Origin of the sequence: Ramlibacter humi, from assembly GCF_004681975.1 — a bacterium.
GTDB classification, from domain to species: domain Bacteria; phylum Pseudomonadota; class Gammaproteobacteria; order Burkholderiales; family Burkholderiaceae_C; genus Ramlibacter; species Ramlibacter humi.
The window spans coordinates 1,304,399-1,327,819 of the sequence record NZ_SMLK01000001.1; the positions used below are offsets into that span (position 1 = coordinate 1,304,399).

Annotated in this window: 22 protein-coding genes and 1 riboswitch; of the genes, 20 read left to right on the forward strand and 2 right to left on the reverse strand. The window is 69.7% G+C overall.

What is annotated here, in order from left to right; translation table 11 throughout:
- Window positions 1-4 precede the first annotated feature (4 nt).
- Window positions 5-775 (forward strand): UDP-2,3-diacylglucosamine diphosphatase, encoded by a 771-nt coding sequence (locus EZ216_RS06095; RefSeq protein ID WP_135248756.1) that lies wholly within the window; start codon window positions 5-7, stop codon window positions 773-775.
- Window positions 775-1,530 (forward strand): M90 family metallopeptidase, encoded by a 756-nt coding sequence (locus EZ216_RS06100; protein ID WP_135248758.1) that lies wholly within the window; start codon window positions 775-777, stop codon window positions 1,528-1,530. Before EZ216_RS06095 ends, EZ216_RS06100 begins: the two co-directional genes overlap by 1 nt.
- Before the next feature lie 7 nt (window positions 1,531-1,537).
- On the opposite strand, the gene EZ216_RS06105 is transcribed toward EZ216_RS06100, so the two are convergent.
- Entirely contained in the window at window positions 1,538-4,351 is a 2,814-nt protein-coding gene (locus tag EZ216_RS06105; protein WP_135248760.1) for a DUF349 domain-containing protein, read from the reverse strand.
- 721 nt (window positions 4,352-5,072) lie between these two features.
- Here EZ216_RS06105 and EZ216_RS06110 point away from each other — a divergent pair.
- From EZ216_RS06110 to nrdR, 3 genes are all read left to right on the forward strand, one after another.
- Window positions 5,073-5,930, forward strand: a complete 858-nt coding sequence (locus EZ216_RS06110; protein WP_135248762.1) for a lytic transglycosylase domain-containing protein — start codon at window positions 5,073-5,075, stop codon at window positions 5,928-5,930.
- Window positions 5,931-5,963: 33 nt separating this feature from the next.
- Window positions 5,964-6,087: riboswitch (ZMP/ZTP riboswitch) on the forward strand.
- A gap of 37 nt (window positions 6,088-6,124) precedes the next feature.
- Window positions 6,125-7,369, forward strand: a complete 1,245-nt coding sequence (gene glyA / locus EZ216_RS06115) for a serine hydroxymethyltransferase (RefSeq protein WP_135248764.1) — start codon at window positions 6,125-6,127, stop codon at window positions 7,367-7,369.
- Window positions 7,370-7,373: 4 nt separating this feature from the next.
- Window positions 7,374-7,823: a transcriptional regulator NrdR gene (nrdR, locus tag EZ216_RS06120; RefSeq protein ID WP_135248765.1), complete on the forward strand. Its 450-nt coding sequence runs from the start codon at window positions 7,374-7,376 to the stop codon at window positions 7,821-7,823.
- 21 nt (window positions 7,824-7,844) lie between these two features.
- Here the strand turns inward: nrdR and EZ216_RS06125 are convergent, their stop codons facing one another.
- Window positions 7,845-8,411, reverse strand: a complete 567-nt coding sequence (locus tag EZ216_RS06125; RefSeq protein ID WP_135248767.1) for a GspH/FimT family pseudopilin — start codon at window positions 8,409-8,411, stop codon at window positions 7,845-7,847.
- A gap of 174 nt (window positions 8,412-8,585) precedes the next feature.
- On the opposite strand from EZ216_RS06125, the gene EZ216_RS06130 reads away from it, so the two are divergent.
- From EZ216_RS06130 to tolQ, 15 genes are all read left to right on the forward strand, one after another.
- Entirely contained in the window at window positions 8,586-9,071 is a 486-nt protein-coding gene (locus tag EZ216_RS06130) for a type IV pilin protein (RefSeq protein ID WP_275405134.1), read from the forward strand.
- Window positions 9,072-9,073: 2 nt separating this feature from the next.
- On the forward strand, window positions 9,074-9,673 hold the full coding sequence (locus tag EZ216_RS06135) for a GspH/FimT family pseudopilin (RefSeq protein ID WP_135249131.1): 600 nt from the start codon (window positions 9,074-9,076) through the stop codon (window positions 9,671-9,673).
- Between the two features lie 11 nt (window positions 9,674-9,684).
- Window positions 9,685-10,107 (forward strand): type IV pilus modification PilV family protein, encoded by a 423-nt coding sequence (locus EZ216_RS06140; RefSeq protein WP_135248771.1) that lies wholly within the window; start codon window positions 9,685-9,687, stop codon window positions 10,105-10,107.
- Entirely contained in the window at window positions 10,082-11,248 is a 1,167-nt protein-coding gene (locus EZ216_RS06145) for a PilW family protein (RefSeq protein ID WP_135249132.1), read from the forward strand. Before EZ216_RS06140 ends, EZ216_RS06145 begins: the two co-directional genes overlap by 26 nt.
- Window positions 11,248-11,904: a pilus assembly PilX family protein gene (locus EZ216_RS06150; protein ID WP_135248773.1), complete on the forward strand. Its 657-nt coding sequence runs from the start codon at window positions 11,248-11,250 to the stop codon at window positions 11,902-11,904. The genes EZ216_RS06145 and EZ216_RS06150 overlap by 1 nt, the downstream gene beginning before the upstream one ends.
- Before the next feature lie 15 nt (window positions 11,905-11,919).
- Complete coding sequence (locus EZ216_RS06155) at window positions 11,920-16,536, forward strand: PilC/PilY family type IV pilus protein (RefSeq protein ID WP_135248775.1); 4,617 nt, start codon at window positions 11,920-11,922, stop codon at window positions 16,534-16,536.
- Window positions 16,515-17,168, forward strand: a complete 654-nt coding sequence (locus EZ216_RS06160; protein WP_135248777.1) for an energy transducer TonB family protein — start codon at window positions 16,515-16,517, stop codon at window positions 17,166-17,168. The genes EZ216_RS06155 and EZ216_RS06160 overlap by 22 nt, the downstream gene beginning before the upstream one ends.
- Before the next feature lie 14 nt (window positions 17,169-17,182).
- Window positions 17,183-18,292, forward strand: a complete 1,110-nt coding sequence (ribD, locus tag EZ216_RS06165; RefSeq protein ID WP_135248779.1) for a bifunctional diaminohydroxyphosphoribosylaminopyrimidine deaminase/5-amino-6-(5-phosphoribosylamino)uracil reductase RibD — start codon at window positions 17,183-17,185, stop codon at window positions 18,290-18,292.
- Window positions 18,293-18,372: 80 nt separating this feature from the next.
- Window positions 18,373-19,008 (forward strand): riboflavin synthase, encoded by a 636-nt coding sequence (locus tag EZ216_RS06170; protein ID WP_135248781.1) that lies wholly within the window; start codon window positions 18,373-18,375, stop codon window positions 19,006-19,008.
- Window positions 19,005-20,126 (forward strand): bifunctional 3,4-dihydroxy-2-butanone-4-phosphate synthase/GTP cyclohydrolase II, encoded by a 1,122-nt coding sequence (gene ribBA / locus EZ216_RS06175; protein WP_135248783.1) that lies wholly within the window; start codon window positions 19,005-19,007, stop codon window positions 20,124-20,126. The genes EZ216_RS06170 and ribBA overlap by 4 nt, the downstream gene beginning before the upstream one ends.
- Window positions 20,127-20,145: 19 nt before the next feature.
- Window positions 20,146-20,607: a 6,7-dimethyl-8-ribityllumazine synthase gene (ribH, locus tag EZ216_RS06180; RefSeq protein WP_135248785.1), complete on the forward strand. Its 462-nt coding sequence runs from the start codon at window positions 20,146-20,148 to the stop codon at window positions 20,605-20,607.
- Window positions 20,607-21,125: a transcription antitermination factor NusB gene (nusB, locus tag EZ216_RS06185; protein ID WP_135248787.1), complete on the forward strand. Its 519-nt coding sequence runs from the start codon at window positions 20,607-20,609 to the stop codon at window positions 21,123-21,125. The genes ribH and nusB overlap by 1 nt, the downstream gene beginning before the upstream one ends.
- Before the next feature lie 2 nt (window positions 21,126-21,127).
- Window positions 21,128-22,312, forward strand: coding sequence for a pyridoxal phosphate-dependent aminotransferase (locus EZ216_RS06190; RefSeq protein WP_135249133.1), 1,185 nt, complete (start codon window positions 21,128-21,130; stop codon window positions 22,310-22,312).
- Complete coding sequence (ybgC, locus tag EZ216_RS06195) at window positions 22,312-22,722, forward strand: tol-pal system-associated acyl-CoA thioesterase (protein ID WP_135248789.1); 411 nt, start codon at window positions 22,312-22,314, stop codon at window positions 22,720-22,722. Before EZ216_RS06190 ends, ybgC begins: the two co-directional genes overlap by 1 nt.
- Complete coding sequence (gene tolQ / locus EZ216_RS06200; RefSeq protein ID WP_135248791.1) at window positions 22,719-23,420, forward strand: protein TolQ; 702 nt, start codon at window positions 22,719-22,721, stop codon at window positions 23,418-23,420. Before ybgC ends, tolQ begins: the two co-directional genes overlap by 4 nt.
- Window position 23,421: the final 1 nt, after the last annotated feature.

Consider the following 23,421-nt stretch of genomic DNA (forward strand, 5'->3'; position numbering starts at 1 on the left):
GCGGGTGGCGCCGGCGCACATCCCCGAACTCGCGGCCGGGCCGCGCTGGCGCTCGGCCGACCTCCTCTCCGACCTTCACCTCCAGGCCGCCGAGCCGGCCACCGCGCAGGCCTGGCGACGCCTGCTTCTGGAAGACACCGCGGCCGACGCGGTGTTCATCCTGGGCGACCTGTTCGAAGCCTGGCCCGGCGACGACGTGCTGGCGCAGCCCGGCTTCGAAGCGGATTGCGCGCAGGTGCTGCGCCAGGCGGCGCAGCGGCGCCCCGTCTTCTTCATGCACGGCAACCGCGACTTCCTCGTCGGCGAAGCGTTCAGCCAGGCGACGGGCGTGCAACTGCTCGCGGATCCCACCGTGCTCGCATTCGGCACCGCGCGCTGGCTGCTCAGCCACGGCGACGCGCTGTGCCTGGGCGACACCGAGTACCTGCGCTTCCGCGCCCGCGTGCGCGATCCGCAGTGGCAGCGCGAGCTGCTGTCGCGGCCGCTGCCGGAGCGGCAGGCGCTGGCGCGTTCGCTGCGCGCCGAGAGCGAAGACCGCAAGCGCAGCGGCGCGACTTACGCCGACGTCGACGCCCCTGAAGCACGAGGGTGGCTGGGTGCCGCGCACGCCACTACGCTCGTGCATGGCCACACCCACCGCCCTGGCGATCACGACCTGGGCGGCGGCCTGCGCCGCATCGTGCTGAGCGATTGGGACCTCGCCGCGCAGCCGCCGCGCGCCGACGTCCTGCGCCTGTCGGCGGATGGCACGGCGCGGCGCCTGCCGCTGGCCTGATGTTCGGCTGGTGGCGCAGGCGGCGCCCGCCGCCGCCGATCCCCGACACGCTCTGGCAAGGCGTGTTGTCCTCCTACCCATTCCTCGCCTCGCAGCCCGAAGGCGACGAACCGCGCCTGCGCGCGCTGGCGGCGGAGTTCCTGCGCGGCAAGGAATTCCACGGCGCGCAAGGCCTGGCCATCACCGACGAGATCGCCGTGGCCATCGCCGCGCAGGCGGTGCTGCCCGTGCTGCGCCTGGGCCTGTCCTGGTACGACGACTTCGTCGGCATCGTGGTGCACGCCGACCAGGTGGTGGCGCGGCGCCGCGCCGAGGACGAAGCCGGCGTGGTGCACGAGTGGGACGAGGTGCTGGCGGGCGAGGCGATGGATCGCGGGCCCGTGATGCTCAGCTGGCGCGACGTGCAGGCGGCGGGCGAAGCGACCGGCTCCGCGTACAACGTCGTCGTGCACGAGTTCATCCACAAGATCGACATGCGCGATGGGAAACCGGACGGGTGCCCGCCCTTGCCCCCGCGGCAGCGCCGCGCGTGGAAGGCCGTGATGGAAGCGGAGTACGAGCGCTTCCGCGAGCGCGTGGTGATCGCCGAGCGTTTCGGCGGCGAGCCGACCTGGCTGGACCCGTACGGCGCCGAGAATCCGGGCGAGTTCTTCGCCGTCGCGGGCGAGGCCTATTTCATCAACCGGGCGAAGTTCGGCGAGGAGTTCCCTGCCCTCCTCGCCTTGTTCGACGGCTTCTTCCGGCCGCCCGCCTGAGCGGCGCTCAGCCGCGCAGCAGCACTTTCAGCACGTTCTGCAGGCGCCGCGCGACGCCCGCGTCGTGCGCGCTGGCCAGCACGCGCGCCGCGTCCTCGCCCCAGGTCTGGGCGGGCGCCGGATCGTTGCGCCGCGTCAGCAGCTGCAGCTGCAGCTGGCGGCGCGCGGCGATCTGGTCGGCGGGCGTGGGCGCCTCGGCGGCGATCTCCAGGCGGAGCAGCGCTTCGCCGGCGTCGCCGGAAGCGGGCGATTGCAACGCCTTGGTCCAGCTGCCGCGGATGGCCGGCGTCACCGAGCGGCCCAGCTCGTTTTGCGAAGGCACTTGATCGGGGGCACGCTGCTCCCACGCGGCCAGCAGCTGCGTGAGGGCTTCGCCATGCGCCTGCGCGGCCAGCTTGCGCAGCGTCTGCTGCGCGTGATCCAGCGCATCGCGCTGGGCGCGGAAAGCGACGTCGCCCAGGCGCGGGCCACGGTCCTCGAATGCGCGGTCGCCAAAGCGCCCGCCGCCGCGCGCATCGCGGCTGTCACGGCTGTCGCGTCCATCGCGGCGATCGCCGAACCGGCCGGCACCCGGGCCGCCGGGGCCGCGCTTGTCGCCGGGACGGCCCGGCCGCGACGGGACCGCCTGCTCGGGCCGCTTGGCGCCCGGGCGGTCGTCGCCGCGCATGGCGATGACGGGCTTGGGCGCGGGTTTCGGTGCCGGCGCGGGTGCGGCGGCTTCCGTGCCTTCGGCCGGTGAGGCGGCTGCCTCGTCGGACGGCGTGGCTTCGGTGGCTGCCGCTGCCGGTGCAGGCACGGCGGCGGCCGCTTCGGCAGCCTGCTCGGCGCGCGCCTGCGCCTGGCCCTTCAGCGCGGCATCCAGCGCCGCCATCGCGGTGCGGATGCGCTGCGCGTCGCCGCCGGCGTTGGCGGATTCCAGCGCCTTGGACGCTTCCAGCACCGCGCGGTCGCGTTCGCTGAGCGATGCGGCCGCCTTCTCGCGTTCCTGCGTCTTGCGCTGGAACGCCTCGTCGATCGGCTTGCGGAAAGCGTCCCACAGCTTCTGTTCCTGCTTGCGCTCCAGCGGCACGCCCTGCGCTTCGGCCTGCCAGCGCTGCTGCAGCGCCTTGACGGCGTCGATGCGCAGCTGCGGGGCGGCGCCCAGCACCTGCGCTTCCTCGATCATCGCGTGCCGGCGCTCCAGGCTCTGCTTCTGGGCGGAGGCCAGCGGCGCCTCGGCCGCCTGCAGCGCCTGCTTCCATTGCGGCTGCAACTCGGCGAACGCCTTCTCGCTCAGGTGGCCGGCTTCGCGCCAGCGCGACTCGAACTGGTGGATGGCGCGGTTGAACGCCTTCCAGTCGCCTTGCGCGGGCTGGGCGTTCTGCCCCGCCCACGTCTTCAGTTCCTCGATCAGCGCGAGGCGGTGCGAGCGCGACTCGGCGGCCTCGGCCTTCACCTTGTCCAGCCAGGCTTCGACGACCTTGTGCGCCTCGTTGCACGCTTCGTCGAAGCGCTTCCACAGCGCGTGGTTGGGCGGGCCGCCCTGGTCCACCTGCTTCCACTGCTCGCGCAGCGCACGCAGTTGCTCCTGCATCTTGCGGCCGCCGAACTTCGGCTTGCGCACCGGCGCGGCTTCCGCAGGTGCGGGTGCGGGAGCAGGCGCCGGTGCAGCGGCGGCCCCATCGCCTTCCGCCGCGGGCGTGTCGGGCGCGGGCGTTTCAACTGCAGGCGCCTCAGGCGCGGGCTTGGCCGCAGGCGCCGGAACGGTTTCGAACAGCGCTTCGGCCTTGGCCACCAGTTCCTGGCGCAGCTGGTCGGCGCGCCAGCGCTGCCAGCCTTCCAGTTCACCGGCCGCGGCCAGTGCCGCGTGGGCCTGGCCTTCCAGCTTGTCGTCGACCAGCTTGCCGTTTTCCTTCAGCGCGTTGCGCAGCGCCGTTGCGGCACCGGCCGTGGCCTTGCCGTGGCCCTGCGCGATCTCCTGCTCCAGCTTCTGCAGCGCCGCGGTCACCGCTTCGGACGCCTTGGCCTTCTGCTCCGGATCGGCCTTGGGCTTGGGCGCCTTGAGCGGCGCTTCCGCGGGCAGGCCGCGCGCGGCGCGCAGCTCGTCGGCCCACACGGGCACCGGCGGCAGCGCCGCGGCGGCATCGGTGTCGGCCGCGATGGCTTGCGCCAGCGCGCTCTGGAAAGCTTCCCACACCACCTGCAGCTGGTTGCGCGAAGCGTCCAGCAGCGGCGGGAAGCGTGCGTCCACGCTCGCCCAGTTGGCGTCTTCCACCAGCGCCTGGGCCTGCGTCTGCCACTCGGGCACGTCGGCGCGCAGGGCGTCGGAGGCGGCTTGCGCGTCCTTCCACGACTTGGTGGAAAGCACCTCGATGCGCTGGGCCAGCAGCACCGCGGCTTCGCGCTGCACCTGCACCCGGTGCTGCAGGTCCTCGATCCCCTTGATGCGGTCGGCCAGCTGCGCCTTCAGGCCGGCCAGCGGCTCGCGGCTGAGCGGCGCGCCGGCCTTTGCCGCATCGCGCTGCCAGGCCATCGCGTCGGCGATGTTCAGGCGCGGCTGCGCCAGCAGCGATTCGGCCTTCTGCGACCACTCGGCGGCGATCGCTTCCTGGCCGCGCGCGCGCTTCAGTTCGTCCAGCTTCTCGCGCAGCGGCTTGGCGGCGCCCTTGTCGCGAGCGCTGAGCTCGCGGAAGACCTCCTGCATCTGTTCGGCGCTGGGGTTGGACGCCAGCCATTCGCGCACGCGCGCGGCGCGCTCGCCGGAGGTGGGCGCGGAGAAGGCGCCGCCGGTCAAGGCGTCGAGGGCCTGGGTATCGGGAGATTTGAGGGTGGTCTGGGTCACTGCTCTATTACTTGCGTGGGTCGTCGCACCCGGGAGCACCGGGCGGGGCGCGTATTCTCGCCGCGAATCGGGAAGCGCCGGACCGGCGGCGCAAAACAGAAAGCCCGGCAGGCGGCCTTCAGCCAGTCTGCCGGGCTTGACGGCGGCGCAAGGCCGACCGTCTGGGCGTACCGCGGGAGGTCAAAGTCCCGGCGGCACCGGGAGCAAGGGATTGCCCCCAGGAAGGACCGGGGCCGGCGCGGGAAACGCGACGGGAATCCCGGCACAAGCGACCCGATTGCTCGGGTGCGATCACGTTAGAGGACCCTGCCCGGCATTTCAAGGCACCGATTTCAATGGCGCCGCCCGGCGCGATTGCGCGGTTTGCATTGACAAGCGTGCCCCAGCCTGTCCGAGCTTTCCCACGTGAGCGGGCGCTATCGTCCGACGAGCCTGGCTGGCTCAGCCGGCGTAAATTTGCTCATCCAAGTGCATCAATTTGCATAAAGTCACCGATTTTTATTCTTGACTCGATATTTGGCGGCCTCCTAGAATTCGCGCCGTCCCTGCTTGAGCCTAGGGACAACCCGAACCGCTGCCGACCCCGGCGAAGTCGAATCACTGTCGCAGGCCCTGAAAGGAGCCCCGGTCTTTCGATGGCGTACCAATCCAAACGAGGAACCTGATCCGGATTGCCCATAGGGCAACCGTGAAGCAGGTCCGCGCGTAGAAAGGAAGTGCTATGACAGCGTCAGGAAAAGTTGCCCACGCCCTGAAGACCTTCACGGGCGATGTGGCGGAAGGCTTTTTCGAGATCACGCACAACGGCTTCGCCCTGGTGGGCCTGGCCGTGGTCCTGGCGCTCGGCATCCTGGCCGCCCGTCCGGACCTGCGGCAGGCCGGCGAAGCCCAGCTGATGGGCTGGCTGCAGGCCCGCCAGGTGGCCGCCCTGGGCATGGTGCCCGAGCTGGACGCCATCGATCGCGCCACCGCGGCCAATCCGCAAGATTTGCCCAAGCAGCAGGCGGCCGTCGCCTACTGGCTCAGCCGCAAGTACCGCGTCGCCCCCGAGCCGGTCAGCGCGCTGGTGGCGGAGGCTTACGAGATCGGCCAGCGGTCCAAGCTGGACCCCACCCTGATCCTGGCCGTGATGGCCGTGGAATCCGGCTTCAACCCGTTCGCCCAGAGCCCGGTCGGTGCCCAGGGCCTGATGCAGGTGATGACCGGCGTGCACAAGGAAAAGTACGAGATCTTCGGCGGCAAGCTGGCCGCCTTCGACCCCGTGACCAACCTGCGCGTCGGCGTGAAGGTGCTGCAGGAATGCATCCAGCGCGCCGGCTCGCTGCAAGGCGGCCTGAAGTTCTACGTCGGCGCCGCGCTGATGACGGACGACGGCGGCTACGCCGAGAAGGTGATGGCCGAACACGGCCGCCTGCAGCAGGTCGCCGCCGGCCGCAACGTGCCGGTGCTGCCGCCCGCCGCCCCGGTCACGGCGCCGGCCTCGCCGGTCATCCGCACCCTGGCGCCCAGCCAGGCGCCGGTGGAGCCGGTCCGCGTCCCCGCGGACCCGGAGAAGATCGCGGCCCTGTCGCGGTCCTGAGCGCGCGCCACCTCCCGCCCCTCGGCTACACTGTCCCCCGCACGCGACTGGCGATAGGCGCGGCGCCCGTACCGGGCCGCCCGCGCCGACGTGGGGCACCACTGGGAAGCGTGCCGCCGGCAAAGCCGGCGATCAGCCGTTCGCCTGGGCAGCCCTTGTGCATCACAGGGACCAATGTCTGGAAGGACTGCCGCATGTACCAACGCAACATCCTCATCGAGCAAACCGACCCCGAGCTCTGGGCCGCCATCACCGCCGAGAACAAGCGGCAGGAAGAGCACATCGAGCTGATCGCGAGCGAGAACTACGCCTCGCCGGCCGTCATGGCCGCCCAGGGCACGCAGCTCACGAACAAGTACGCCGAGGGCTACCCCGGCAAGCGCTACTACGGCGGCTGCGAGAACGTCGACGTCGCCGAGCAGCTGGCCATCGACCGCGTCAAGCAGCTGTTCGGCGCGGCCGCCGCCAACGTGCAGCCGCACTCGGGCGCACAGGCCAACGAAGCCGTGTTCCTGGCCTTCCTCAAGCCCGGCGACACCATCATGGGCATGAGCCTGGCCGAAGGCGGCCACCTCACCCACGGCATGGCGCTGAACATGAGCGGCAAGTGGTTCAACGTCGTGTCCTACGGCCTGGACGCGAAAGAAGAGATCGACTACGAGGCGATGGAGCGCAAGGCGCGCGAGACGCGGCCCAAGCTGATCATCGCGGGCGCGTCCGCCTACTCGCTGCGCATCGACTTCGAGCGGTTCGCGAAGGTGGCCAAGGAGATCGGCGCGATCTTCATGGTGGACATGGCCCACTACGCCGGCCTCGTCGCCGCGGGCCAGTACCCCAACCCGGTGCCGCACGCCGACGTGGTGACCTCCACCACCCACAAGAGCCTGCGCGGCCCGCGCGGCGGCATCATCCTGATGAAGTCCGAACATGAGAAGGCGATCAACAGCGCCATCTTCCCCGGCCTGCAGGGCGGCCCGCTGATGCATGTCATCGCCGCGAAGGCCGTGGCCTTCAAGGAAGCGCTGTCGCCCGAGTTCAAGGCCTACCAGCAGCAGGTGGTGAAGAACGCCCAGGTAGTGGCGCAGACGCTGACCGAGCGCGGCCTGCGCATCGTCAGCGGCCGCACCGAAAGCCACGTGATGCTGGTGGACCTGCGGGCCAAGGGCATCACCGGCAAGGAAGCCGAGGCCGTGCTGGGCGACGCCCACATGACCATCAACAAGAACGCGATCCCCAACGACCCGGAAAAGCCCATGGTCACCAGCGGCGTGCGCATCGGCACCCCGGCCATGACCACCCGCGGCTTCAAGGAAGAGGAAGCGCGCCAGACCGCCCACCTGATCGCCGACGTGCTGGACAACCCGCGCGACGCGAACAACATCGCCGCGGTGCGCGAGAAGGTGAACGCCCTCACCCGCCGCTTCCCGGTCTACCGCTGACACGATGAAGTGCCCGTTCTGCGGCCATGCCGACACCCAGGTGGTGGAGACGCGCGTGGCCGAGGACGGCGACTTCATCCGCCGCCGGCGCCAGTGCGCCCACTGCGAGAAGCGCTTCACCACCTATGAGCGGCCGGAGGTCAACTTCCCCGCGGTGGTGAAGAAAGACGGCCGGCGCATCGAGTACGAACGCGCCAAGCTGCTCGGCTCGCTGAACCTGGCGCTGCGCAAGCGCCCGGTCAGCACCGAGCAGATCGACGCCGCGGTGGAGCGCATCGAGGAGAAGCTGCTCAACCTGGGCCAGCGCGAGGTGCCGTCCAACCGCATCGGCGAGCTGGTGATGCGCGAACTGAAGAAGCTGGACAAGGTGGGCTACGTGCGCTTCGCCAGCGTCTACCGCAGCTTCGAGGACATCGACGAATTCAAGACGATGGTGGACGAGATCCGGCGCTAGCCGCCGGACGTTCCCCCCGTCTCAGCACACGGCCACCTGCACCCGCTGCGTGCGCGGCCGGCCGCCGTTGTTCACCACGATCTGGCGCGCCTCCGCGGGCCCTTCCGACGCCCTGCACAGCGTGATGGTGCCGGCCTGGAAGCCGCCGGATTCCAGGCGCGTGAGCCCCATGGGCGTGAACGAAACGTAACGCCGCACGGGCTGGTTGCCACTGGCCCGCCAGCCCGCGGGCAATGCCGCCTCGCGGTGCAGCACCGGCTCGCCGGGGTCGCGCACCGCGTTCTGGTTGGTGTCCTGGAACACGATCAGGCCCTGCTCCCAGCCGCCCAGGCCGCTGCACGTTTCGCCGTCGGCGGATGTGCACAGGGCGACCCGCACGTTGCGCTTGATCGCCTCGCTGCGGGCCAGGTACAGGTCGAACAGCAGCGTGTTGGAAAAGCCGGCCAGTTGCGATGATTGCGCCCAGGCCGCCATCTGCGGCACACCCAGACCCAGCACGACGGCCAGTACCGCCAGAGTGGCCACCAGTTCCAGCAGGGAAGCGCCGCCGCACCGCGGCGCCGGGCAATGCGCGCGGACTTTCTTCATGGCGGCGGATGCTAGGAATGACGTCCGATACGCGCGTCCCCTAACCGGCGTAAGCAAGTTCCGAAGAGCTGGCGCCGCCCGTCGTCTCCGGATAACCGCTGAGCCATCCCGCGTTGCGTTGCCAAGGGCCCTGACTGAGCATTCGCGCCAACTTACCTTGCCAGAGGACCCCCTGTGCGCCTACCCCGCCCCGCCCGCAACCGCGGCTTCACACTCATCGAACTGATGATCACGGTGGCCATCATCGCGATCCTGGCCGCCGTCGCGCTGCCGGCCTACAACGACTACATCCGCCGCGGCGCGCTCACCGAAGGGTTCAATTACCTGTCGGACTACCGGGTGAAGCTGGAGCAGTACTTCCAGGACTACCGGAACTACGGCACCAGCAACGGCGGCCTCTGCGCGAACGGCACCAGCGCCCCGAACTGGAACAACTTCGCGCCCACCGGCCGCAAGTACTTCGACTTCAGCTGCGTGGCCACCGGCACCGCCGCGGCCGGCCCCAACGCCTACACGCTCACCGCCACCGGCAAGACCGGCACCGCCGCCGCGGGTCACGTCTACACGCTGACCGAAGCCAACGTGCAGTCCACCACCTCGTTCAAGGGCGCCACCGTGACCGGCAAGCAGTGCTGGCTGGTCAAGGGATCGGAGTGCTGACCATGCGTCGGCGCGCCCTCGGCTTCAGCCTCGTGGAGGTGATGCTGGCCGTTGCCGTGCTGGCATTGATCCTCGGGCTGGGTTTCCCCAGCGTCGCGGAGCTCATCCGCAACACGCAGACGCGCGCGCTGGCCGAGTCGCTGCAGAACGGCGTGCAGAAGGCCCGGGCCGAAGCGCTCAAGCGAAATCGCAACGTCACCTTCTGGCTGGTGACGCCCGCGGTCGGCACGCCCGACGCCACCTGCACGCTTTCCGCCGCGTCCGGCTCCTGGGTGGTTTCGCTGGACAACCCGGCGACCAAGTGCAACGTGGCCCCTTCGCCGACGTCCGACCCGCGCATCGTGGAGCTGCAAGCCAACCGCGCGTCGAACCTCACCGTGGCCGCGGCCGATGCCGGTGGCAACGCCGTGAGCTCGGTGACCTTCAACGGCTTCGGCCTGCCGGTCAACACCGGCAGCGCGCCCATCGGCCGCATCAACATCACCCACCAGCAGTCGGGCGCCCGGCAACTCCGGGTGGAAATCTCCGCCGGTGGCGGCGTGCGCATGTGCGACCGCGACGTAGGCAGCACCGACACGCGCGCCTGCGCCACCACCTTCTGACGCGAGGACCCATGGCCCGCTCATCCCGCCATCCTTCCCGCCGTTCCGCGCAGCGCGGCGTCGCGCTGATCGAGGCGCTCGTCGGCATCCTGCTGTTCGCCATCGGCATCCTCGGCCTGGTCGGGCTGCAGGCCAGCATGACCAAGGCGCAGACCACGGCCAAGGCGCGCGGCGACGCCGCCTACCTCGCGAACGAGGTGGTCAGCCGCATGTGGCTGGACCGCGCCAACATGGGCAACTACACCACCACGCCCGCCACGGTCTGCACCAACACCACCTGCGCGGCCTGGGTCAACAAGGTGGCGACGACCCTGCCGGTGGGTCAGGCCTCCATCACCGCGACGCCCAGTACCGGCAGCGTGCAGCTCACCATCACCTGGTCACCGCCGAGCGAAGGAACGCGCACCTATGTGCTCAACACGTCCATCAAGTAAGCGCGCCGGCGCGCAGCGCGGCTTCACCCTCATCGAACTGATGGTGGGCCTGGCGATCGGGCTGATCGCCACGCTGGCCGTCACGCAGGTGCTGGTCAGCTTCGAAGGCCAGAAGCGGACCACCGTGTCCGGCTCGGACGCCCAGGTCAACGGCGCGCTGGCGCTGGACACCATCGGCCGCGCCATGCAGCCGGCGGGCTACGGCTTCGCGGCCAGCAACACTTCGCTGGGTTGCCTGATCAACCGCACCTACCCCGCCGCGGTGACCACGGACACCAGCATCGCCGCTTCGCTGACGGCCGCCAACTTCGAGAACTCGATGACGTCGGCCACCTTCCCGGCGTTCCTGGTGCCGGTGGTGATCAAGGCCGGCGCCGGCGGCGCTCCCGACACCATCGCGGTGCTCGGCAGCGGCAAGCGCAACTACGCCCTGCCGCTGCGCGTCACGTCCCCCGGGTCGACGGCGACGAGCATGCCGCTGGCCAGCACGATGGGCATCGACGGCCCGTTGAACGACAGCGGCGGCACGCCCGTGTCGTCGGGCGACCTGCTGGTGGCCGTCATCGGCGGCAACAACGTGTGCGACCTGTTCCAGGCCACCGCGGTGCCCAGCGGCACCACGGTCACGCGCGGCGCCACCAATCTCTGGAACGGCGCCGCCCTGGCCAACACGTACACGGACGGCCATTTCGTGGTCAACCTCGGCGCGCCCATCCATCGCATCTACGACGTCAACAACGGGTCGCTGCGCCAGAACAGCCTGACGATCAGCACCACCGACGGATCGCCCTCCTACTCCGGCGCCAACGAGATGTTCCCCGGCATCGTCAACCTGAAGGCGCAGTACGGCAAGGACACCGACAACAACGGCAGCGTCGACACCTGGGACAACGTCACGCCCACCACCAACGCCGGCTGGCGCCAGGTGGTGGCGGTGCGCCTGGCCATCGTCGCGCGCAGCGGCCAGTACGAGAAGGACATGGTCACCACGGCCTGCCCCACCTGGGAAGGCACCGGGCTCGTGGTGCCCGGCGTGGCCTCGTGCATGAATCCCGGCGTCGGGGACGCCGACTGGAAGCACTACCGCTACAAGGTCTTCGACACGGTCGTGCCGCTTCGCAACCAGATCTGGAACGGATGATGAACCGCCTTCACCGCTCTCCCTTGCGGCGCCTGCAGCGCGGCGTCTCCCTGCTGTTCGCCCTGATGGCGATGGTGGTGCTCGGCTTCGCGGCGGTCGCCCTGACCCGCTCCGTGGACACCGGGGCGCTGATCATGGGCAACCTCAGCTTCAAGCAGGACACCCTGCAGGCCAGCAACACCGGCGCGGAGCAGGCCATCACCTGGCTGCAGGCCAACGTCAACAACGCCCTGCTGAACGCGGACTCCGCGCCCAACGGCTACTACGCGGCGATGCCCGCGCGCCTGGATGCCACGGGCAACAGGACGTCGTCCACCGACAAGTGGACGCTGATCAACTGGGACGGCGACTGCCTGGGCGTGCCCGCCGCCAACCGCACGGATTGCTCGATGGTGCCGGCCAGCGGCACCAACGTGAACGGCAACCAGGTGCAGTACGTGATCGTTCGCCTGTGCACGCTGCCCGGCACGTCCGCCACGGGCAACGTCTGCCTGCGGCCGTCGTCCACCTCCAGTTCGTCCAGCAGCGAGCGCGGAGAGCTCAAGCCGGGCGGCAAGATCGTCAGCGCCACCACCACGCCCTACTACCAAGTGCTGGTGCGCGTCCTCGGGCCGCGCAACACCGTCAGCTACACCGAAACCATGGTGCACTTCTAACCAGGGGCCAGAACAATGCTCAAACGCTCCACCCTGCTGCGCGCCACGCTCGGCGTGCTGCTGACGGCCTTCGCGGGCCTGGCCGCCGCCACCGATATCGCGACGGCGCCGCTGTTCACCTCGTCCGCCAACCAGGTCAAGCCGAACCTGATGTTCATCCTGGACGACTCGGGCTCGATGGCGTGGGACTACCTGCCTGATCCCGCGAACTTCAGCAGCACGAAGTACGGCAAGAAGTCCTACCAGTGCAACGGCGTGGCCTACAACCCGAACGTGGTGTACACGCCGCCCAAGAACGCGGACGGCACAACCCAGGCCAACGCCAGCCAGTCGGTCATCACGTCGCTGTCGAACCCCACCACGCAGACGTCCAACCAGCGGACCATCTCGGGCACCGTCACCATGCCCACCACGCTGGACGGCACGATGACTTTCACCATCACGGGCACCAGCTTCACGACCACGACCTACCAGCCGGAGCAGGCCGTCACCATTTTCCAGAGCGGCGACAGCAACCGGTTCTTCACCGGTGAGGTGGTCAGCTGGACCAGGACCAGCAGCACGGCCGGCACGCTGGTGGTCGACATCAGCGTCGGCTTCATGGAAGGCACCGGCAGCTTCTCCAGCCCGCGCATCGGCGGCGGCGTGCCGTCCTCGCCCACCTACTACAGGTACACCGGCACGCAGAAGGCGCTGGGCTACACGTACAACTCCAGCGGCGTGATCACCAACACGACGTTCTACAGCGAGTGCAACAGCGCCGTGGGCTCCACGCCGGGCTCCAGCGTGTTCACCGCGGTCAGCGTCACGGCCTCGTCCACGGAAGCGCAGAACTACGCCAACTGGTACACGTTCTACCGCACGCGCATCCTAATGATGCAATCCAGCGCGAGCCGCGCGTTCGCCAACCTGGACTCGCGGTACCGCGTGGGCTACACCACCATCAACGAGCGCTCCGCCGCTTCGGGCGCCAACTTCCTTGACATCGCCGACTTCGACGCGACCCAGAAGAGTTCGTTCTACACCAAGCTGTTCGCCGCCAGCCCGGGCAGCAACACGCCCCTTCGCGGCGCGCTGTCCAAGGCCGGCCAGTACTACGCCAAGAAGGCGTCCGGCCAGACCGTGGACCCCATCCAGTACTCGTGCCAGCGCAACTACGCCATCCTCTCCACGGACGGCTACTGGAATACCGGGTCCGAGTCCACCACGGCCGGTGCCCTGTACGGCCCCTACCGGCTGGACAACGCCACCACCGTGGGACAGCAGGACGGCAGCGGCACCGCTCGCCCGATGGCGGACGGTGAGACCAGCACGAGGACGATCACCGAAAACTGGACCATCACCGTCGTCACCACGACGACGGACGTCACGCCGCAGCTGACGACATCCACCGTGACGACGTCGACGACCACGCTTGCGCCCATCCGGGGACAGCAGAACACGACGTCCGACCTCCTGACCCGCAAGAACGTCGGCAGCAGTTCGTTCGTTCGTCCCAGCGGCGGCTGCGCGCCCAATTGCGTGGTGACGGTCAACCTCACGGCCCACGGCTTCCTCGCCGGAGACACGGTCACCATCACCGACACCAATGGCACCAGCTATGGCGCCACCGGCATAGCGATCACCGTCGTGAACGCCGACCGCTTCACCTACGTCCTCTCATCGCGCCCCGGCAACCCAAGCGGCACCTACCAGGTGGCCATCGCAGGTTCGGCCAGCTGCCCGGTCGGCCAAGGCAAGGTGACGCGCCAGTGGACGCAGACCAGCGACGTCGTCGGCAGCTCGACGTTTACCAGCGTCACGGCGACCAGCGTCACGTCGGTGCGCACCGCGGTCACCACCGGCACCAACACCACGCCGTGGACCAAGACCACCACCGAGATCGACGGCGTCGCGGGCACGCCGACGACGTCGCAGGGCACGTCCAGCAACAACCCCGGCACGGCCGTCGTCACCAACACGCCGGGCAGCACGACGGTATCGACGTCGACCAGCACGGTGTCCAACGGCACGACCACCACGGCCTGGGTCCGCGCGGCCAGTCCGTCCGCCACCGTGACGCTCGGGTCCTGCACGGCCACGACACCGGCCGATACCACGCCGGTGACCGTCGGCACGACGACCACCACCACCAGAACCCCGGCCGGCCCGACCAACGCAGGCCCCACCGTGACCAACACCGCCCTCACCGCGTCGACGCCGGTGGTCGCGACTTCGGAAAGCGCCCACGTCATCAGCACCAGCGCGGCCACCGTCACCGGCGGCGCCTCCAACACCCTCGCCGACGTGGCGATGTATTACTACAAGACGGACCTGCGCGACTCGACGCTGAACAACTGCACCGGCGCGCTCAACAGCGACGTCTGCACCAACAACGTGCCCGGCAACGCGGACAACGCCCAGCACTCCGGCGGCGACGTGGCGGCCTGGCAGCACATGACCACCTTCACGCTCGGCCTGGGCGTCGGCGGCACGCTGAACTTCGACCCCAACTACCTCACGCAGACCTCGGGCGATTTCGTCAACATCCTCAACCGCACCATCAACTGGCCTCTCGCCGGGTCCGGCAAGAGCGCCGAGAACATCGACGACCTGTGGCACGCCGCGGTGAACGGCCGCGGCCAGTACTTCAGCGCCGGCGACCCCACCAGCCTGGCCACCGCGCTGACCGGCGCACTGGAGGCGATCAAGGCCGTGACGGGCACGGCCGCGGCGGCGTCCACCAGCTCGCTGAACCCGGTGCAAGGCGACAACGACGTGTTCCTGGCCCAGTTCACCTCGGTGAAGTGGACGGGCGACCTGCTGTCCTTCCGCATCGACCCCGACCTGGGCACCGTGTCCACCACGCCGGTCTGGTCCGCCAAGACGCAGCTGGACGCCAAGGCGCCGGGCACCCGCACCATCCTGTACCCGAACCCTTCGGGCGGCCCGACGCTGAGGGCGTTCAACACCGCCAACCTGACGACCGACAACTACATCGCCAACTTCACCAACTTCTGCAGCAAGATCAGCGCGGCGGCCGGCTCGGGCGCGCCGCAGCAGTGCGCCACGCTGTCGGCGGCCGACACGACGTCCGCCAACAGCGCGGCCAACCTGGTGAACTTCCTGCGCGGCGACCAGACGCAGGGCTACTATCGCAGCCGCGATTCGGTGCTGGGCGACATCATCAGCGCGTCGCCGCTGTTCGTCGGCAAGCCGGCCTTCAAGTACACCGAGAACAACTACCAGACGTACGTGACGAACAACGCCAGCCGCACGGCGGTGGTGCTCTCGGCCGCCAACGACGGCATGCTGCACGCGTTCGACCGCACCACCGGCGACGAGCGCTGGGCCTTCATGCCCTCGTCCGTGCTGCCGAACCTGTACAAGCTGGCGGACACGGCCTACGGCGCCAGCCACGCGTTCTACGTCGACGGTTCGCCCGTCATGGGCGACATCTACGTCAGCGGCGGCTCCTCGCCCGGCTGGAAGACCATCGTGATCGGCGGCCTGAACGGCGGAGGCCGCGGCTACTACGCGCTGGACGTCACCGACCCCGCAAACCCCAAATTCCTCTGGGAGTTCAGCAACAAGGACGACGCCAACCTGGGCCTGACGTTCGGCAACCCGATCATCACCAAGCGCGCCGACAACACGTGGGTGGTGGTGTTCACCTCCGGCTACAACAACAACATCACCAACAGCGGCGGCACCACGGGCGACGGCAACGGGCGGCTGTTCGTGCTGAACGCGAACACCGGCCAGTCGATCCTCACCCTGCCGACCATGTACCCGGACGGCACCGCCGCCGGCAACGCCAGCACGCCCAGCGGCCTCGGCAAGCTGAACGCCTGGGTGGACTCGGTCGAGGAGAACAAGGCCAAGCGCTTCTACGCCGGCGACCTGCTGGGCAACGTGTGGCGCTTCGACCTCGATGACCTCGTGCCGCCGTCCGGCCGCGAAGCGTTCCTGCTGGCCCAGCTGACGGCACCCGGCGGCGCTGCGCAAAGCATCACCACCAAGCCCGGCATGGTGGAGATCAACTACAACGGCACGCCCTACCCGGCAGTGGTCGTCGCGACTGGCCGTTACCTGGGCAGCAGCGACCTGGCCGACACCACGGTGAACTCGCTTTACGTCATCCGCGACCCGCTGACCGCCAGCAGCCTCAGCTGGGGCACGTCGGGCGGCATCCGCGCCACCACGTCGCTGGTGCGGCAGACGATGACGGTGACCACGGACGCCAACGGCGTGAAGGGCCGCGACATCACCAATGCCGCGATCGACTGGGGCACCAAGTACGGCTGGTACGTCGACTTCCCGGTCGGCGGCGAACGCGTGTCGGTCGACCCCGAGATCGTTCTGAACTTCGTCACCATCGGCAGCATCCTGCCCAACAACAGCGCCTGCACCGTCGGCGGCGAGTCGTTCATCTACCGGCTCAACACGGGCGACGCGAAGGCCACCACGGGCGTGGCGGGCAAGTACGTGGGCAACGTGCTGATCCAGGGCTTGACGACCGTGCAGCTGACCAACGGCTCGATCACGACGCTGACGACCACGTCCAAGTCGGAGATCCTGACCGAGAACCAGACCGCTCCGGTCGATCCGGCGAACCTGCGCCGCTCGTCATGGCGGGAACTGACCGACTGAGCCCGCTGGACCAGCCGCCGCTGCGGCTGGCGCTGGCCGTCGCGGTGGCAGCCCATGCGGCGCTGCTGCTCGCGCCGCTGCACCGCGCCGGCGCGCCCAGCTTCACCCCGGAAGGCGCCCGCTCGCTGCACGTGAGGCTGGCGTCGGTGGCCCAGGCCATCCTGCCGTCCCAGGAGCCGCCGGCCGCTGCTCCCGAGCCCCCGTCCCTCGCCAAAGCGGAACCCGCCGCCCAGCCCACGCCGTCGAGGACGGCCGAAGCGCCGGCAGCGCGCGACGCAGCGGACGCCGCGCCTGCAAGCCAGGCGGCCTCGCCCGGCGACCCCGACAGCGTCCAGTACTTCACGCGCGACCAGCTCACGGTGCCGCCGCGGCCCCAGTCCGACGTGCAGGTGCCCTACCCCGACGGCGTGGACGACACCACGCAGCGGCGAGTCAAGGTCGGGTTGTTCATCGACGCGGGCGGCCAGGTTCGCCGCGTGCGCATGGACAGCGCCGACGTGCCGAAACCCTTCGAAGCCGAGATCCAGAAGGCGTTCCTGGCCGCCAGGTTCTCGCCGGGCCAGCGCGAAGCGGTGCCGGTGCCCGCGTTCATCCGCATCGAAGTCGAGTTCGGGCCCGGCGCGGGGCGGTAGCATCGCGCCGAGCGATGCCTCCCGAAACCCATCCCTTCATCCGCCGGGCGCTTGAGCTGGCCCGCAAGTCCATCGGCCTGAGCGAGCCCAACCCGCGCGTGGGCTGCGTCATCGCGCGGTCCGACGGCACGGTGCTGGGCGAAGGCCACACGCAGCAGGCAGGCGGACCGCACGCCGAGATCGTCGCCCTGCGCGCGGCGAAGGCCGCCGGCCACGACGTGGCGGGCGCCACCGCCTACGTGACGCTCGAACCGTGCTCGCACCACGGCCGCACCGGCCCCTGCTGCGATGCGCTGGTGGCCGCGGGCATCGCACGCGTGGTCGCCTCCTGCCAGGACCCCAACCCGCTGGTGGCCGGCCAGGGCTTCGAACGCCTTCGTGCTGCCGGCGTGCAAGTGGACGTGGGCGGCGGCGCCGCCGAAACGCGCGAGCTGAACCTCGGCTTCTTCAGCCGCATGGTGCGCGGCACGCCCTGGGTGCGGCTGAAGGTCGCGGCCTCGCTGGATGGCCGCACCGCCCTGCCCGACGGCACCAGCCAGTGGATCACGCAGGAGCCCGCGCGCGCCGACGGCCACGCCTGGCGCGCCCGCGCGGGCGCCGTGCTCACCGGCATCGGCACGGTGCTGGAAGACGATCCCCGGCTGGACGTGCGCATGGCGCCGGCGCCGCGCCAGCCCGACGTCGTGCTGGTCGACAGCCGGCTGGAACTGCCCGCCAGCGCGCGCCTGTTCCAGCCCGGACGGCGCCTCTGGATCTACACGGCGCAGGCCGATGCGGCCCGCGCGGACAAGGTGCGCGCGCTCGGTGCCGAAGTGATCGCCCTGCCCGGCCCGAACGGCAAGGTGGACCTCGCGGCCCTCTTGCGCGACCTGGGCAAGCGCGGAGTGAACGAACTGCACGTCGAGGCCGGCCACAAGCTGAATGGCTCGCTGGTCCGCGAAGGACTGGTCGACGAATTCCTGGTGTACCTGGCGCCCAGGCTGCTGGGGGCGGGCCGGGAGATGGCGGCGTTCGGCCCGCTGGCGAAGCTGGACGACGCGACCATGCTCGATTTCACGTCCGTCGAGCCCATCGGCCCGGACCTGCGCATCCTCGCGCGCGTGCGCGGCCGCGACGCCTTCTAGTGCCACCCGTGCCCGGCCTGCCGCAGGGCTGCCGGACCGTCACGCGGAGGCCCGGTTCCGATCCCTGCGAAAATGCGGGGATGTTCACCGGAATCATCACCGGCGTGGGGCGCATCGCCGCCGTCCACGGCCTCGGCGGCTCGGCCTCGCACGGCAAGCGCCTGACGGTCGAGGCACCCGCCGGCTACCTGGAGGACGTGGGCCTGGGGGACAGCATCGCGCTCAACGGCGCCTGCATGACCGTCACCACCCTCGATCCGTCCCGCAACGCCTTCACCGTCGACGTCTCCGCCGAATCGCTGGACAAGACCAGCGGCCTGGCCGAACCCGGCCCCATCAACCTGGAAAAGGCGCTGCGCGCGCACGACCGCCTGGGCGGCCACATCGTGTCCGGCCACGTGGACGGCATCGGCACCGTCACGCGGTTCGAGCCCGTGGGCGAAAGCCACGAGCTGCGCATCCTCGCGCCCGCCTTCCTCGCGAAGTACCTGGCCTACAAGGGCTCGGTCACCGTCAACGGCGTCAGCCTCACCGTGAACCAGGTGAAGGACCTCGCCGAAGGCTGCGAGCTCAGCATCAACCTCGTCCCCCACACCGTGCAGAACACCGCGCTGCACGCGCTGCGCGCCGGCAGCCGCGTGAACCTGGAGATCGACCTCATTGCGCGCTACGTCGAGCGCATGCTGGCGCCCGCCGCCGCGAAGGAAGCCGCATGAGCGCGCCCACCGTGGGCATCTCGCCCGTCGAGGAGGTCGTCGCCGAGATCAAGGCCGGCCGCATGGTCATCCTGGTCGACGAAGAAGACCGCGAGAACGAAGGCGACCTGGTCCTGGCCGCCGACCACGTCACGCCCGAAGCCATCAACTTCATGGCCCGCTTCGGCCGCGGCCTGATCTGCCTGACGCTGTCGCGCGAACGCTGCGAGCGCCTGCGCCTGCCGCCCATGGTGGCGCGCAACGGCACGAAGATGGGCACCGCGTTCACGGTCTCCATCGAGGCCGCCGAAGGCGTCACCACCGGCATCTCCGCCGCCGACCGCGCCCGCACCGTGCAGGCCGCCGTCGCGCGCGACGCGAAGGCCGAAGACCTGGTGCAGCCGGGCCACATCTTTCCGCTGCAGGCGGTGGACGGCGGCGTGCTGATGCGAGCCGGCCACACCGAAGCCGGCTGCGACCTGGCCACCATGGCGGGCCTGACGCCCGCGGCCGTGATCTGCGAGGTGATGAAGGACGACGGCACCATGGCCCGCCTGCCGGACCTGCAGGTGTTCGCCGCCGGACACGGCCTGAAGATCGGCACCATCGCCGACCTGATCGAGTACCGCAGCCGCAACGAATCGCTGGTGAAGAAGGTCGGCACGCGCACGCTGCAGACGGCCTACGGCACCTTCACCGCGCACGCCTGGCACGACCAGCCCAGCCAGGGCCTGCACCTGGCGCTGGTGAAGGGCGAATGGGGCGCCGGCGAATCCATCCCCGTGCGCGTGCACGAGCCGCTGTCGGTGCTGGACGCGCTGGAAACCGGCCGCGCCATGCATTCGTGGAGCCTGGACGCCAGCCTGCAGCACATCGCCAGGGCGGGCCGCGGGGTCGCGGTGCTGCTCAATTGCGGCGAGTCGGCCGGCCAGCTGCTGGCGCAGTTCGAAGGCACCGCGCGCGCCGCGCAGGCGCCCGAGCGCGGCCGCATGGACCTGCGCACCTACGGCATAGGCGCGCAGATCCTGCGCGATTGCGGCGTGCACCGCATGACGCTGCTGGGCACGCCGCGCCGCCTGCCCAGCATGGCGGGCTACGGCCTCGAGATCACCGGCCACCTGGCGCCGGACGCGAAATAAACAAGGAAAGAACGAACGAATGTTTGGCGCCGAAAAAGGCAAGGCCGATCACCTGCAGGGCGAAGGCCTGTGCATCGGCATCGTCCAGGCCCGCTGGAACGAGAGCATCACCAACGCGCTGGCGCAGGCCTGCAAGGACGAACTCGCCCGCCTGGGCGTGGCACCGCGTGACATCGACCACGTGCGGGTCCCCGGCGCGCTGGAAGTGCCGGTGGCGCTGCAGGCGCTGGCCGAGAAGGGCAAGTACGACGCCCTGGTGGCGCTGGGCTGCGTGATCCGCGGCGAGACCTACCACTTCGAGCTGGTGGCCAACGAATCGGCCGCCGGCGTCACGCGCGTCAGCCTGGACTACCAGCTGCCCGTCGCCAACGTCATCCTCACCACCGAGAACCTCGAGCAGGCCATCGCGCGCCAGACCGAAAAGGGCGTGGACGCCGCGCGCGTGGTGGTGGAGATGGCCAACCTGCTGGACGGGCTGTGATGGAAGAAGAACGCAAGCTGCCGCCCCGCGCGCCCGGCCGCACCGCCACCGGCGCGCGCAAGGCATCGGCCAAGTCGGGCCGCACGCGCGCGCGCGAATTCGCGCTGCAGGCGCTGTACCAGCACCTGGTGGGCCGCAACGACGCCACCGCCATCGACCATTTCACGCGCGACCTGGCCGGCTTCCACAAGGCCGACTCGGCGCACTACGACGCGCTGCTGCACGGCTGCATCGAAAACGCGCAGGCGCTGGACGAACTCATCGTCCCCTTGCTCGATCGCAAACTGGCCGAGATCTCGCCCATCGAGCACGCGGTGATGTGGATCGGCGTGTGGGAATTCCAGCACGCGGCCGACGTGCCCTGGCGCGTGGTCATCAACGAGTGCGTGGAACTCGCCAAGGAGTTCGGCGGCACCGACGGCCACAAGTACGTCAACGGCGTGCTCAACGGCCTGGCCCCGAAGCTGCGCGCGGCGGAAGTCGAAGCCGACAAGGCGGCCGGAAAGGCGCGACCGTGAACCTGCGCATCGCCCGCCGCGCCGAGCGCATCGAGCCGTTCTACGTGATGGAAGTGGCCAAGGCCGCGCAGCAGCTGGCGCGCGACGTCGCCCGCAGCGACAGGCCGATGATCTTCCTGAACATCGGCGAACCCGACTTCACCGCGCCCCCGCTGGTGCGCGAAGCCGCGGCCCGCGCGGTGAGCGCCGGCCACACGCAGTACACCAACGCGATGGGCCTGGATTCGCTGCGCGAGCGCATCGGCGGCTGGTACCGCCAGCGCTTCCACCTCGACGTGCCCGCATCGCGCATCGTGGTCACCGCAGGCGCTTCCGCCGCGCTGCAGCTCGCCTGCCTGGCGCTGGTGGAAGCCGGCGACGAGATCCTGATGCCGGATCCCAGCTACCCCTGCAACCGGCACTTCGTCAGCGCCGCGGAAGGCACGGCGGTGCTGGTCCCGACCACCGCGCAGGACCGCTTCCAGCTTTCGGCCGCGCAGGTCGAGTCGCACTGGAACGAGCGCACGCGCGGCGTGCTGCTGGCCTCGCCTTCCAACCCCACCGGCACGTCCATCGATCCGGCGGAACTGCGCCGCATCCATGAAGTGGTGAAGGCGCGAGGCGGCATCACGCTGCTGGACGAGATCTACCTGGGCCTGTCGTACGACGAGCGCTTCGGCCAGTCGGCGCTGGCGCTGGGCGACGACGTGGTCAGCGTCAACAGCTTTTCCAAGTACTTCAACATGACCGGCTGGCGCCTGGGCTGGCTGGTGGTGCCGCCCGCGCTGGTGCCGGTGCTGGAGCGCCTGGCGCAGAACCTGTTCATCTGCCCCAGCACGGTGTCGCAGCACGCGGCCCTCGCCTGCTTCGAGCCGGAAAGCATCGCCGAGTACGAGCGGCGCCGCGCGGAATTCAAGGCGCGCCGCGACTTCTTCATCCCGGCGCTGAACGAATTGGGCCTGACGGTGCCGGTGGTGCCCGATGGCGCGCTCTACGCCTGGGCCGACTGCTCCTCGTGGTGCCGCAAGCTGGGCATCGGCAGCAGCTGGGAGATGGCGTTCGAAATCATGAAGCGTGCCCACGTGGCCGTCACGCCGGGCCGCGACTTCGGCACGGCGCAGACCGCGAACTTCATCCGATTCTCCACCGCCAGCAGCATGGAACACCTGCGCGAAGCGGTCCAGCGGCTCAAGGAGATGGCGCCCTGATGGCGGGCCGCGCGTTCGCGTTCCCCATCCGGGTGTACTGGGAAGACACCGACGCGGGCGGCATCGTCTTCTACGCCAACTACCTGAAATTCTTCGAGCGGGCGCGCACCGAATGGCTGCGCTCGCTGGGCCTGGAGCAGTCGAAGCTGCGGGAAGCCACCGGCGGCATCTTCGTCGTCGCCGAAACGGCGGTGCGCTATCTTCGCCCGGCCATGCTGGACGACGAACTTCTGGCCACGGCCCAGCTCCAATCGGCTGGACGGGCGTCCATGACGATCGAACAGCAAGCTCTGCAACAGCCTGGCGGCCAGGTCCTGGCCGAGGGCACCATCCGCATCGGCTGGGTCGAAGCCGCCACGCTGAGGCCTGCCAGAATCCCCCCGATGATCCTAGAAGCACTCAACCGATGAACCAGGACCTCTCCATCGTCCAGCTCGTGCTGGGCGCCAGCTGGGTGGTGCAGCTCGTCATGGCGCTGCTGGTGGCGGTTTCCGTCGCCAGCTGGGCCGCCATCTTCGGCAAGCTGTTCTCCCTGAAGCGAGTGAAGTCGCTCAACGAAGACTTCGAACGCGAGTTCTGGTCGGGCACCAGCCTGAACGAGCTGTTCGCCAGCGCGGCGCAGAACGCCAGGACCGCCGGCCCCATGGAACGCATCTTCGCCAGCGGCATGCGCGAATACCAGAAGCTGCGCGAAAGGCGCATCGCCGACCCCGGCACGCTGCTGGACGGCGCGCGGCGCGCCATGCGCGCCAGCTACCAGCGCGAGGTGGACGCGGTGGAATCGCACCTGTCGTTCCTGGCCTCCGTGGGCTCGGTGTCACCTTACGTCGGCCTGTTCGGCACGGTATGGGGCATCATGCACGCCTTCACCGGCCTGGCCAGCCTGCAGCAGGTGACGCTGGCCACGGTGGCACCCGGCATCGCCGAAGCGCTGGTGGCCACGGCCATCGGCCTGTTCGCGGCCATTCCCGCGGTGGTGGCGTACAACCGCTTCGCGCGCGACATCGACCGCGTGGCCATCAAGCTGGAGACCTTCATCGAGGAGTTCTCCAACATCCTCCAGCGCAACATCAGCGCCGCGGTGGGCGGCACGATGCCGGGGCACTGAC